Source organism: Pedobacter sp. T50_32 (assembly GCF_057652195.1).
Map to the genome: position 1 here is coordinate 692,641 of NZ_JBYFBY010000001.1, position 12,599 is coordinate 705,239.

General features: G+C 38.4%; 14 protein-coding genes. 2 read left to right on the forward strand and 12 right to left on the reverse strand.

Features of this window, described 5'->3' with window-relative positions; genetic code table 11:
- Window positions 1-23 precede the first annotated feature (23 nt).
- Both AC23ME_RS03030 and AC23ME_RS03035 read right to left on the reverse strand, forming a co-directional pair.
- Window positions 24-773: a glycosyltransferase family 2 protein gene (locus AC23ME_RS03030; RefSeq protein WP_487726268.1), complete on the reverse strand. Its 750-nt coding sequence runs from the start codon at window positions 771-773 to the stop codon at window positions 24-26.
- A 55-nt stretch (window positions 774-828) separates the two neighbouring features.
- The gene (locus tag AC23ME_RS03035) at window positions 829-2,103 is read right to left on the reverse strand and encodes a glycosyltransferase (protein WP_487726269.1); all 1,275 of its coding nucleotides are present in this window, start codon (window positions 2,101-2,103) and stop codon (window positions 829-831) included.
- Window positions 2,104-2,204: 101 nt separating this feature from the next.
- Here AC23ME_RS03035 and AC23ME_RS03040 point away from each other — a divergent pair, with 101 nt between their 5' ends.
- Complete coding sequence (locus AC23ME_RS03040; protein ID WP_487726270.1) at window positions 2,205-2,954, forward strand: class I SAM-dependent methyltransferase; 750 nt, start codon at window positions 2,205-2,207, stop codon at window positions 2,952-2,954.
- Here AC23ME_RS03040 and AC23ME_RS03045 read toward each other — a convergent pair.
- From AC23ME_RS03045 to AC23ME_RS03060, 4 genes are all read right to left on the reverse strand, one after another.
- Window positions 2,951-3,850, reverse strand: coding sequence for a glycosyltransferase (locus tag AC23ME_RS03045; RefSeq protein WP_487726271.1), 900 nt, complete (start codon window positions 3,848-3,850; stop codon window positions 2,951-2,953). The genes AC23ME_RS03040 and AC23ME_RS03045 overlap by 4 nt on opposite strands.
- 144 nt (window positions 3,851-3,994) lie before the next feature.
- Window positions 3,995-4,756 carry a class I SAM-dependent methyltransferase gene (locus tag AC23ME_RS03050; protein ID WP_487726272.1) on the reverse strand — a complete coding sequence of 254 codons (762 nt, stop codon included), beginning with the start codon at window positions 4,754-4,756 and terminating at the stop codon, window positions 3,995-3,997.
- A gap of 18 nt (window positions 4,757-4,774) precedes the next feature.
- Complete coding sequence (locus AC23ME_RS03055; RefSeq protein ID WP_487726273.1) at window positions 4,775-6,943, reverse strand: T9SS type B sorting domain-containing protein; 2,169 nt, start codon at window positions 6,941-6,943, stop codon at window positions 4,775-4,777.
- Between the two features lie 4 nt (window positions 6,944-6,947).
- Window positions 6,948-7,595 carry a class I SAM-dependent methyltransferase gene (locus tag AC23ME_RS03060; protein ID WP_487726274.1) on the reverse strand — a complete coding sequence of 216 codons (648 nt, stop codon included), beginning with the start codon at window positions 7,593-7,595 and terminating at the stop codon, window positions 6,948-6,950.
- Window positions 7,596-7,714: 119 nt separating this feature from the next.
- Between AC23ME_RS03060 and AC23ME_RS03065 the strand changes: the two genes are divergently transcribed.
- The gene (locus AC23ME_RS03065) at window positions 7,715-8,533 is read left to right on the forward strand and encodes a hypothetical protein (RefSeq protein WP_487726275.1); all 819 of its coding nucleotides are present in this window, start codon (window positions 7,715-7,717) and stop codon (window positions 8,531-8,533) included.
- Here the strand turns inward: AC23ME_RS03065 and AC23ME_RS03070 are convergent.
- From AC23ME_RS03070 to upp, 6 genes are read right to left on the reverse strand one after another with little or no spacing between them, the layout of a single operon-like run.
- Window positions 8,530-9,870, reverse strand: a complete 1,341-nt coding sequence (locus AC23ME_RS03070) for a flippase (RefSeq protein ID WP_487726276.1) — start codon at window positions 9,868-9,870, stop codon at window positions 8,530-8,532. The two genes, AC23ME_RS03065 and AC23ME_RS03070, sit on opposite strands and share 4 nt — an antisense overlap.
- 18 nt (window positions 9,871-9,888) lie before the next feature.
- Window positions 9,889-10,272 carry a hypothetical protein gene (locus AC23ME_RS03075; protein WP_487726277.1) on the reverse strand — a complete coding sequence of 128 codons (384 nt, stop codon included), beginning with the start codon at window positions 10,270-10,272 and terminating at the stop codon, window positions 9,889-9,891.
- 37 nt (window positions 10,273-10,309) lie between these two features.
- Window positions 10,310-10,828 (reverse strand): DinB family protein, encoded by a 519-nt coding sequence (locus AC23ME_RS03080; RefSeq protein WP_487726278.1) that lies wholly within the window; start codon window positions 10,826-10,828, stop codon window positions 10,310-10,312.
- A 44-nt stretch (window positions 10,829-10,872) separates the two neighbouring features.
- On the reverse strand, window positions 10,873-11,562 hold the full coding sequence (locus AC23ME_RS03085) for a YjjG family noncanonical pyrimidine nucleotidase (RefSeq protein WP_487726279.1): 690 nt from the start codon (window positions 11,560-11,562) through the stop codon (window positions 10,873-10,875).
- A gap of 40 nt (window positions 11,563-11,602) precedes the next feature.
- Window positions 11,603-11,920, reverse strand: coding sequence for a low molecular weight protein tyrosine phosphatase family protein (locus AC23ME_RS03090; protein WP_487726280.1), 318 nt, complete (start codon window positions 11,918-11,920; stop codon window positions 11,603-11,605).
- A 9-nt stretch (window positions 11,921-11,929) separates the two neighbouring features.
- Window positions 11,930-12,574, reverse strand: a complete 645-nt coding sequence (upp, locus tag AC23ME_RS03095) for a uracil phosphoribosyltransferase (protein ID WP_487726281.1) — start codon at window positions 12,572-12,574, stop codon at window positions 11,930-11,932.
- Window positions 12,575-12,599 lie beyond the last annotated feature (25 nt).

Genomic DNA, 12,599 nt, shown 5'->3' on the forward strand with positions numbered 1-12,599 from the left:
CGAGGAGGAACGATAAATAATTCTTAATCATTCGTTCTTTTATGCTTCAAGAAATAAAAGCCCAAATTAAAAGCAATTACGATATGGTTAATCACGTTAGCTACAAAACCATAGTAATGGCTAAATATTTTAAAGCGTTCTTTTAGGCTTTCGCGATGTTTTTGTTTGCTCATGCCGCCAACCAGGTATTTGGCAACGTACAAATGTGTATTCACAATGTTTGATGCCTTTTTTGCAATCTTAATAATCCAATCAATGTCTGCGCTGTATTTATATTTTAAATCGTAAGGTTCGGTTAAGCTACGTTTAATGTATATCGCCTGGTGGCTAATGCTCATGCCATATTTGAAACTGCGCCAGTTAAATGTTTCAGGAGCTTGATGTCTACGTTGCCCTAAACTATTCCAGTTTTCATCGTACATTTCAGTCTCACCATAGTAAATATCTGCATTTGCTGCAGTCGCAAAAACCTTTTCTACGGTGTCTAGTTCGTAGATTTCATCTCCAGAATTCATGAACAATACATAATCGCCAGTAGCTAGCGCTAAACCTTTGTTCATCGCATCGTAAATACCTTTATCTTTTTCCGAAATTAGCTTTGCTATACGGTTTTCGTACTTCTTGATGATGTTTAAAGTTCCATCTGTAGATGCGCCGTCTATTACTAAGTATTCGATATTTTTATAGCTCTGGTTAAGCACCGAAAGCATAGTGCGTTCGATATCTTTTGCATTGTTATATACGATAGTAATTACAGACAGTTTGGGAAGCATAATGCAAGTTTAAGGATTAGTAGGGAAATTTCTTGCTTAGTAGCGACGAAAACCGTTACTTCGGCATGTCATCCAGCAACTTCAAATACAATGCTGCATGTTGTTCAGCAATTACAATAGGAGCGAATGTACTTAGCACCGTTCTTCTAGCTTCTTTTTGTACTTCCTCTTTTTGCTCGTGCAGGAACACCCATTCAATGCCATCAGCTAAATCTGAAGCATCTTCATATCGGGCTAAGTAGCCGTTTTGCAAATGCTTTACCATATCTGGAATGCCACCTGTGGTAAAAGCAATTACCGGCGTGGCGCAGGCTAAACTTTCCATCACTGTATTGGGTAGGTTATCTTCTAAAGATGGTGTAATAAAAGCATCCGCTGCTGCGTAACATTTAGCTAAATGTTCATCTTTATTGATGGTTCCCAGGAAAGTGGTTTTGAAAGGAAATTTAGGGATGTTCTTTTCATCCTTATTACCAAAAATAACTAACTCTATTTGTTCGTTAGGAATTTCTGGTCGACGGGAAAGTTCAAATAAAGCATCTATTAAATATTGTGTGCCTTTGTGTTTATCATTTTTTGACGGCATAAAACCGCTCATCAACACAAACTTTTCTGGCGCTATCTTTAATATTTTCTTTGCCTCTGCTTTTACGTAAGGTTTAAAAACATCTACCTCAATGGTGTTAGGGATAACTGATGTATGGCGTAAACCCAACAAGCTACTTTCTTTTACTGATTTTGCCATCCAATTACTCGGGGCAACAATATGAAAATTGACTTCAGAGTAGGCCTTTTGTTTACGTTTCCAAGTTTGGTGCGAAATATCTTTTGGTCCACTCATTTTTAACAACGGGCAGTTACCGCATTGACGATGAAAGTTCTCACAACTGTAGCGTACATGGCAACCACCTGTAAATGCATTGCTATCATGGAAAGTCCATACAATGGGTTTTTCCAATTCATCAAGCTCTGCTAAAAACTTCGGACTTAAAAAACCATGGTTAATCCAATGTATATGGATTACATCAGCCTCTTGAACTAATTTATTTTTGAGCAGACTTTTGCCAAACCATTGCAGAGAAAATGGAGTTTTTACTTCTGCTTTTGAAAAAGCTTTAGCCAAATATCGCTCTGACATGATATTGAAAACCGCCTTAGCTTTGGCAATTGGGCTTTTACTTAAATTGTAGATGCTCGGATCATTTCCGAACTGGTAGTACACTAACACTTTAGAATCGATGCCAATGCTGTTTAGCGCATCGCTTAACCGTAAGCAAGCCCTTCCGGCACCGCCATTTCCATCGTATGTGTTTAGGTGTACTACTTTCAAATCAACCAAAAATACATTTTATTATAAAATTGTTCAACTGTCAGATTGCTTTATTGTTAGGATTATAGCAATTTAGCAGTCCGATAATTGGATGAAGCAAAATGGCAAACTTATTAACCGATAGAGATTTTTGGGTAAAATACTGGGAAAGCAAAACCGATTTGTCGGTGGAAATTCCACAAAATTATTTGTTTCATCAGCAATTAAGTGATGTCGTAAAACGAGATAAGATAAAAACCGCAATAGAGTTGGGAGGTTTTCCGGGGTATTATGCTGTTTTTTTGAAGAAGTATTTGAAGCTAGATGTGACGTTGTTGGATTATTTCGTTCATGAGCCAATTACACATCAGTTACTGCAAACTAATGATTTAGCGACCGATGATATCGATATCATTGAAACAGATTTGTTCAATTATCAGCCAGAAAAACAATATGATTTAGTATTAAGCTGTGGTTTAATCGAACACTTTAATGATACTGCAGACATCATCAACAGGCACATCCAGTTTTTAAAACCCGGAGGAACGTTGTTCATTACTTTGCCAAATTTTAAAGCGCTTAATGGTTGGTTCCAAAGGAACTTTGATAAAGAGAATTACGATAAGCACAATATCGATTGCATGGACCCAGCTTTGCTGAAAAGCATTGTGGAGAAAGCAGGTTTAAACGTTATCCAATCTCGATATTATGGTGGATTTAGTTTATGGTTAGAGAACGAGAAAGAAAAATCTGCGGCAGTAAGGTTGTTTAAGAAAGCAACTTGGTTTGTAGGGAAAGTATTTACTAAATTAGTTCCTTTCGAAAGCAAGCAACTATCGCCTTATATTTTGATAGAAGCGAAGAAAAACTAATTTAACTTTTCGTTAATGAAACGTTTAATTCTAGTCCAGAGGCTGCCTTTTCTGTTTGCCAAGAAACCTTTTATAGCTTGGTAGGCAGTTTGGTTTTCTATTATCTCAGTAGGAAATTGTGTAATTGGTTTTGGGTTAATGATGACGTTATAAATATCATTAATTCCAGAGTGTACGCCAGTTCCATCGTGGCCGATGTTGTTTACTAAAGATTGAGATGGGTTTAACGTTAAACCACCCCTTAGAAAGATAGAAGCATACCATCGAATAGCCCAAGAATTATTTCTTTTGTTCTTGAAGTCTTGCATCTGCTTCCAAAAATTCATGGTGCCTTCAATCGAAAATTCGTTAATTTTCTGATGGTCAAATTGCTTTATTAAGGTGTTGATATTTGGTTCGAAGTGTTGCCATGCTCGTTGCCAAGTTGCCCATCCCCAGCTAGTAGCTGCTCTGTAGAAGAAACTTTCAGGTAGATTTTCTTCCTTTAAGTGATACATGTAAGCACCAATATGCATTACTTTTTCTTCATCGCGATAGCGGTTTAGGGCTTCATTGAAATAGGTTAATGTATGTGGTGAACTTACTAAATCGTCCTCAAATACAATGACCTGCCCATAGTTTTGATTTAGCTGTGTTACTCCTTCAATAACCGAGTTTGCCAAACCTTTGTTGGTTTTGCTTTCAATAATTTTTACTGACTTGAAACCTTCTATAGTTTTGATGAAATTTCGCACTTCGTTAACTTTATCTTCATCGCTCTGCGTTTTGGCGCCGTCAGAGAAAATGTACAAACGACTATCTGTTGCAAGCAAATTTTGTTGTAAAAATTTAATGGTGCGCTCGGTATGTTGAGGACGATTGTAAACGAATAAAGCTATTGGAGCAAGGTTTTGCATAGCCAAAAGTACTGTTAATTTACGATTTTATAAACCATTGACAACAATCGAAGACTGTCGTCATTGCGAGGTACGAAGCAATCTTACAACTGTCGCTATTAATGCTTTAAGATTGCTTCGTACCTCGCAATGACGGAGATAAACCTAAAAGATTTTAATCTCCTGCGCTGATTTTTGAACTAAAACAGTATAGGCATTTGCTAACTCTTCTTCTTTTTTCTTGCCAAGTAGCTTCCCTAAAATGTTTTTCGTTTTGTATTCTAGCTTCACCTTTAACTCTTTAACGATAGATTTTTTAACCTTACGGTTAACGTAATCATTGAAGAGTGTAACTTCTGGAGTAATAATTGATGATTTGTCGGCTAAAATTTCGAAACCTTCACTTCTCAATAGATAACGTAGTAATGTAGGTGTATACATGTTGATATGCCCATAGGCCAAAAAATGAGCCAAGCGTTTATCTACATCAAACTTGTAATCTCTGGGAACTTCTATTACGACATGTTTTGCCACACGCTTTAACTCTCTAATTAATAACCTTTCATGCTCTACGTGTTCTAATACATGAGCCAAAATAATTAAATCGAAGCTATCATCAGGATAGGGGATTTTATAGCCATCAAATACTTGGACTTCTTTAAGATTTTTTAAGCCTCTCTCTTTTATTTTCTCAACACCAGACTCTGCAATTTCCAAGGCATAGATTTCTGGCGCAAAATTCCATTCATTTAAAAAGTGGAGGATGCTACCATCGCCAGCACCTACTTCAAGTACCTTTTGAGGACTTATGCCTTTACAGACATCAACAATGTTCTGTGCTTTATATTTTGCGCCCAACATACGCCAAGCAACATCGTTGTTGGTGTAGAAATCTTGATAGGCGGTTTGAAACTCGTTGTTTAACATAGGATATAAATATAGCAACTATCTTAAAATAGTAACACTACCTGTATATCTCGTTTTAGATTTATTTGCAAGGTCTAAGATATAATAATAGCTTCCTAGTGGTAAGGGTTTACCAGAAAAAATCCCATCCCAAGGTGTAATAAAATTATCATTTTGAAAGACTTGCTGCCCATATCTGTTGAAGATTTGAACTTTTGTACCTACGTAGTCAGAGATGTTTCTAATTACCCATTGGTCGTTTTTCCCATCGCCGTTGGGAGAAAAAACATTTGGGATAAAGATTTCTTTTAGTACCACAACTTTTACACTTGCCTCAGCTGAACAACCGCCTGGTCCGGTTACGGTTAATGTATATTCTGTTGTAGACTCTGGGCTGGCTTTTGGATTTTTAATGTTCGGATTGTCTAATCCCATTTTTGGAAACCAACTATAGCTAACTACGTTTTCGCTCACTTCGGGGTTTAAAGTTTTTGGCCCATCGTTTTCTATTACTAGATTTTCTCCGAGCCTGACCGTAGGTAACGCATTTACTGTTATTTTAATCTTATTACTTATGAAAGCAACGCTGCACGGCGTAGAGCCTGTAATTTCGCAGTAAATCTCATCATTATTTTGTAAGCCGGCGGCGGTGTAGTTTTCTGTGCTTGCAGCTTGAGTACCATTTTTAAACCATTTAAAAGTTGGATTTGTACCAGCATCAGCGTAGTTAGGTGTAAATCTGATGATATCACCAGCACAAATGTTGTTGGTTGATGCGGAAATATTTAAACGCGGTACAGTATTAGGATTTACAGTTATCGTTTTTTGTAAGGTGGAGATACAACCATTAGCATCGGTAATGGTTATGTTATAGGTGCCACTTGCAGTAAATGTATTACTTGCCTGATTTGGCGTACTGCCGCCGTCCCATCGGTAAGTTACACCACCGCTAGCCGTAAGCGTTACGCTGTTGCAACCAACATCATTTCCGTTAATAGCGGTTTGTCCAGCGCCAATGGTAACGTTTTTTGACATGGTAGTTGTACATCCATTTGCGCCGGTTACGATAACCGAGTAGGTGCCGCTAGATGTAAAGGTATTGCTTGCTTGGTTGGGGGTTGTTCCGCCGCTCCATTGGTAAGAGATGCCGCCTGTGGCAGTGAGTGAGCTGGTGTTACTACAGGCAATACTGTTGTCAATGATGGAAACTATCGGAGCGTTGTTGACCGTTACTGTCTTATTTATTAATTGGGTACACCCGTCGGCACTAGTAACCGTAACAGAATAGTTTCCACTACTTCTAAATGTATTAGTCGCTGCATTAGGACTATCTCCTGCATTCCAAAGATAGGATGCACCTCCCGAGGCAGTTAAAGTTACCACTTCACAGCTACTTGTATTGCCAGTGACATTTGCAAAGGTTGACGAAAGCGTTACTTGTTTAGAAGCTGAGGTTTTGCAACCGTTAGCATCCGTTACCGTTACGATGTAAGTGCCAGATGTAGTAAACTTATTTGTCGCTTGGTTTGGTGTTAGTCCACCATTCCATTGGTAAGAAACGCCACCAGAGGCGGTAAGTGTTGCTTCGGTACAGCCCTTTACTTCGGCAATGCTAATTGGAAACGGTGGAGGTCTAAGACCCCAAGTAATATTCGTGTAGTTTTCTGGTGTAGTAGAGTTTACAGTAACGCAGTCTAAATCCCCAGGAAACATCACTATGGCGTATCCTTCAATCCCAGTTAAAGAATAGCTGTCATGAAATTGCATACCTCCCCCGTCAAAAAGTACTACATAAGGTTTGGAGAAGCTAAGCCGAGAAGCGGTTCCATTGCTGGCGCCTAAAGAAGAGAGCAATAAAACGGGATTGGTAACTGTTTTCGAAAAACACATCTCGGTAGTACCTCCGGCTCCGGCCGACCACATTGTTTTTGGTACAGTTCTATTAGGAATAGGAGATGGATAAGCATTAAATCGAGAATGGTTATAGATATCTGGAGTGGAGGAAAAATCAAAATTAGACGTCATACTAATACTAATGTTTTCGCTTCCATTAACTACCGTCCCGGTAGCAGATCGTCCGTTAAAATTGCTCCAACTTGCCCAATTAATATTGCTGCAAGCGTCAAAAAGCATCTTTTTTTCAAGCGCAGATGTCCAAAGTGAATAAAATGATAATAAGATGAAAAGAAGAGCAGAGCGTTTATTCATCAGATTAGATATCTAAGCAGTTTTCTTTTTTATAAAAAATGGAAGTGGCTTTGTTATAAAATAACCCTGGAGATATACCTGAAAAGGATAGTTCTTTAAATCCTTTATCAGCGAGGAAAAGCCTGGCGTCATTATATTCTTTGCGCTCAGAGTCGTCTAAGACAAGCACCCCTTTTTCTGTTAAAGCATCTACACTATATTTACAACAATTAACACGGTCTCTGCCATCAACAATAATTAAATCAAACTTCTCATTAAGCAACTTTGCTTTCTGGCTGTATTCGCCATTTGTTTCTAGCTTGGTGAAAATCATTTCTGCATTGGCGGCTTTTTCATTTACTATCTTTTTGTACCAAGCTTCATCATGTTCAACGGAAACCACACGCTTCACGTTTTTAGCATAGAATAAAGTAGAATTTCCAGATCCGTATTCGAATATCGTGAGGCTTTTGTTTAATCGGCCTTTAATGAAATCGATAAAAGAGTAGGTAACCCATGGAATAGGCTGATTGTTAGCATCAACAGCTTGGTGATTGTCAAACGCAGTGAACCAACCAATTGAGGCTAAATAACCTTTGTGACCGTATGATAAAAGCGCAGCTAGACGCTTAGGTTTAGCTATTAGAGTTGCTAGTGCTTTAATTTTACTCAAAGTTTAGAGATTTTTTGAAAAAGTGTAATCAAAAATAAGGATTTTAACGTTGCTATTTGATGCTTGTTTTATAAAACAAAGTAAATAAAAGTTTTCCTACAAAAGATTATATTTGATTCATGAAAATCAAGATTATTGCAAGCGCCTTTTTCCTTTTATTAAGCTTAGGCTGTAAAAAGAAAAATATACAATTAGTTGCCACTGATAATTGGCAACTACAACCCGGTCAAGGCATAGATATTGGTGTTGGTGCAGACGGTTCCGTATATATGATTGGCATAAATGAGGTTTCGGTTACGGGGGGCAATAGTATTAACAAATGGGATGGAGATAGCTGGGTTGCTTTAGTCGGCCCAACTGGTGTTGGTTATGCGGCGAAAAGAATCGCCGTTGATGCGCAGGGCAATCCGTGGGTAGTAAATAAATCTAATTTGATATTTAAATATAATGGAACAACTTTTGACTTAATGCCTGGTGAAGGTACCGATATTGGTGTTGGTGCCGATGGCTCTGTATATATGGTTGGCGTAAATGAGGTTTCGGTTACTGGAGGTAATAGCATTAACAAATGGAATGGAAATAGCTGGGTTGCTTTAGTCGGTCCGACTGGTGTTGGTTATGCGGCGAAAAGAATCGCCGTTGATGCGCAGGGCAATCCATGGGTAGTAAATAAATCTAATTTAATATTCAAATATAATGGAGTAACTTTTGATTTAATACCAGGCCAAGGGACGGATATAGGTGTTGGAGCCGATGGCTCTGTGTATGTGGTTGGGGTAGATGAGGTTTCGGCGACTGGAGGATATGGCATTAGTAAATGGAACAAAAGCAAGTGGGATAATTTACCTAATTGTGCAGCTACTAACATTAGTGTTAATCCACAGGGAAAACCTTGGGTTGTGAATAAGTCGAACTATATCTATAATAAGTTAAATTAGCTATTGTTTTTTGCTGCGAATAAATTAAACTTTCGAATTAGTGTAACCAAAAATAATGATTTTAACATCATCAAGCCTTGCTTTCGAGTTTTCGGAATAAATAATATTATAAATGTAGCTGTAAAGTATGCAATTACCGTGGCAATCGCAGTTCCCATCATTCCCATAGGAGGAATTAAGATGAAATTTAAGACGATATTAATTACAGCTCCAACACCAGTACGAACGAAAGTAAGTTTGTTGAAACCCTCGGCGATCAAAAACTGTCCGCTAGCCACCCCTAAAAAGACAAACAAGCTTCCCCAAACGTGAACAGCCAAAACTGGTGCTGCACTTGCGAATTCAGGTTTAAATGATTTATAGATGATGGGTGAGGCGAACGTGATGAATATGGCAAAGGCCAAACTAAGCCAAACCATTAAATCGAACAGGTTTTGCAAACGTTTTTGATAACGTGCCGGGTCGTCTCTCCGGGCATTTAAAATTGCGGGAAAAAGTGAGGTAACAATAGCTACAGGTACAAAATTTAGTGCCTCGCTAAACATCACGACAGTGGCGTAAGCACCAGCTTCATTAGCTCCATTTGGTAGCAGTTCTTTAAGCATAATGGTATCAATTCTCATGTAAATAGAAACCATTAAACCAGAAATAATGAGGGGCCAAGATAGATTGAGTAGTTTCTTAGCTAAAACCTGGTCGTAACTCCAATTGAATATACTACGGCCTTTACGTTGGTACATCAACCAATAGCCTATCGATAACAATAGGATATCAAAAACGGCAGCATAAACGAAATAGAGTAGCGGAGAGGAAAGCTGAATTAGCGTAATTTTTACAGCCGCAGAAATGAGGTTGCCCACAATCTGCACCTGCATAATGTACTTCGATTTCACCTCCGACTGGAAATAAGAATCTACGACAGTTAATGACTGAAATAGCCCTGTGAACGATAGAATAAAAATGAAGTAATAAGGAACATCAGATAGGGGAAATAACTTCCAAGCTACAAAAATTGCAGGTATGCAAAGCAACCCCGCCATCAGCTTTAAAAGGAAGGAGGTGCCCAATATCCGATCTCGTTTATCTGGATATTGATGTAGTTCCTTTACAATAAAACTATCTAAACCGAGACCAGCGATAGAAGCAAATAAAAACACATACGCAGTAGAAGTATTTAAAATACCATTATTGTAGGTGAGCAGATAGTTTGCAACCAAAATGCTCACCACCATTTTTATGGCCATGCTGCCTACACGACCGAACATTAAAAGTCCAGTGTTTTTAAAGTACTTGTTTAGTGCATCTTGGTCGAAACCTTTAATATGCGGCAGCTTCATCTACGCAGAAGTATTATATTAACTTAACGGAGCACCTACAGGCTTAGCGCAGTCATGTCCTGGTTGGCCGTGTGCCGGATTTAATTTTTGTGCACTAGACGGTTGTGCAGCAACAGGCTCTGGTGCTGCGGGGGCATTAGGAGCAGGTGCAGCAGATTGCTGAGTGGTATTTTTCTGCTTCAATGGTGCACCTACAGGTAAGGCACAGTCATGACCGGGCTTGCCATGCTCTGGGTTGGTCAATAAACCTGCTTGGCTATCTGTAGTTGGTGTGGGAGTGGCTTGTAAACCAGATAATCCACCTTGTGTAGCAGCTGGTGTTTGTGTAGCTGTATTAGTTTTATTGTTATTGCAGGCTGCAAATAAGCCTACTAAGGTAATTGCATATAAAATCTTTCTCATGTCAAATAAATTTCGGGCAATATCGGCAAATTTTGTGCTATTGCTTGTAACTATTTTCGATACGTTTAAGCTGTTTCAAATGATGTTTCAAGTGAATTTCGATAAAGCGTAGCCACTGTTTAGCGTTTAAGTACCCCAGCACGGGATGTTTGACCTTGATTTTCGGATCAGCATCTTTTATTTTGGGGTAGATTTGCATCAGCTGTAATTCAAAATCTGTGATAAATTGCTGAGCTGCCGCAGTACTAATTTTCTTTACCCTCACTGCAATTTTTGGAGGTGCTTTGTAATTTCTTCCTGGTGGAAGCGAGCCCCAAAATAAGATTAATTTCACAACAAATGCGGTAGGTTTTTGCTCTCCATTGCCCTGAATACAATTATTTAAAGCCATTAACGAAAGCAAACTCGAATCGAAGATGTGGGAATATACCTCACTGTAACTCCAACCTCCGATGGGCGGTTCCGTTTGGAAATTTACAACACTAAGTTGATCTAATGCTTGCCTGTAATTTTCTGCTACGTTAAGAACGGAATGGTATACTTTTTCAACCTTCATAAGCGAAAATAACGTCTAGGTCAGCAAAATCGTTTAAATTTTTATTAAAAATAATGCAGTAGCTCTTCTAAATGATGAATTTGTTGTACTACATCATCAGGTTTTTGAGCTTTAAGCGGATTAAAGAAGATCGCTTTTATACCAAAGTTTTGTGCGCCGTAAACATCAGCCTCTAAACTATCACCAATCATAATGCTTTCCTGCTTGTGTGCCTGCGCTAAATTTAAAGCGTATTCAAAAATGGCTTTGTCGGGCTTGTTTACACCCACATCTTCAGAAATTACCACATTTTTAAAATACGGATTAAGGTTTGATACTTGCATTTTGGTAAGCACAGCCTCTTTAAATCCATTAGAGATGATGTGTAAGTGGTATTTGTTTTGAAGATAAGTAAGCACTTTTTCGGCACTTTCGAAAAGGTTTGTTTTGGTTGGGCCCATCGCCACATAATCGTCCTCAAATTTGGCAGGGATCAGCTCTGGTTGCAAGCCCAAATCTAAAAAGGTTTTGCGGAAACGTTCTTCTCTAAGCGCCTGTTTGGTGATTTTGCCTAAATGATATTGCGCCCAAAGTTGGTGGTTATTTACCGTGTAAGTAGCAATAAAATCTTCCGCAGAACTTAAGCCCAGCTCATTCAATTTATAGCTTTCGTAAAGCTCCATTAAAGTTTCTTGAGCGTTACGGTCAAAATCCCAAATGGTATGGTCAAGGTCGAAGAAAATGTGCTTAATCAAAATGTAAAGTTGAAATGTTTTAACGTTGTAAAGTTACAAATTATAAGTAAGCCGATACTTTAGTTTGAAGTTCTTCTATCAATTCTTCATCCATATATTGATATTCGTCTGGAATATTTAGAACAATAATTTTCTGTCTATCTAATTCGTTTCCAAATTTTTGTTCAATGAGCTGACGATGTTTTTTCTCCATTACGAAAATTAGCTCCGCCCAATCAATATGCTTTTGGTTAATTTTTATTCTAGCAGATGACGATGTGCCGGCAGATTTTGCAACAATAAAATCATGGTTTTTATAAATGGTTTCTGCTGTTGCACTTCTCCATTCATTTCTGCTACAGACAAAAAGTATTTTCATTGATTAGAATTACTGCTTCGCCCCATAAGCTAAATCTCCCGCATCGCCTAAACCCGGTACAATATAACTTTTGCTAGTCATCTCATCATCAATTGCACCCAACCATAAATCTGCTTTTGGCAAATTTGCTCTAACGTGCTTCACGCCTTCGGCGCTTGCGATAGCTGACACGATATGTAGTTTTTCAATTTTATAGGAGTTGATGAGTTCCTTTGCACAAAGTACGATACTCAAACCTGTAGCCAGCATCGGATCAGCAAGAATTACTGTTTTTCCTTCCAAATCTGGTGCAGAAATATGTTCCATTTGTATGATGAAATCGCCATTCTTTTTTGTTTTACGATAAGCTGTAATAAACGCAGATTCTGCCTGGTCAAAAACGCTTAACAAGCCTTGGTGCATTGGCAAGCCAGCTCTTAAAATAGTTGCCAAAACTGGCTGTTGTTCTAAAACTGAACTTGTAGCAATGCCCAGTGGGGTTTGTGTTTCAACCTCCTTATACTTTAAGGTTTTGCTGATCTCGTAAGCGAAGAAAGCACCTAAACGCTCCATATTTTTACGGAAGCGCATGGAATCTTTCTGTATTTGTTCATCCCTTATTTCGGCAACAAAAGTGCGGGCTATAGAATTGTTTTTGCTTAGGTCGTATATCATCTTATAAATTTACGATTTTAGATCA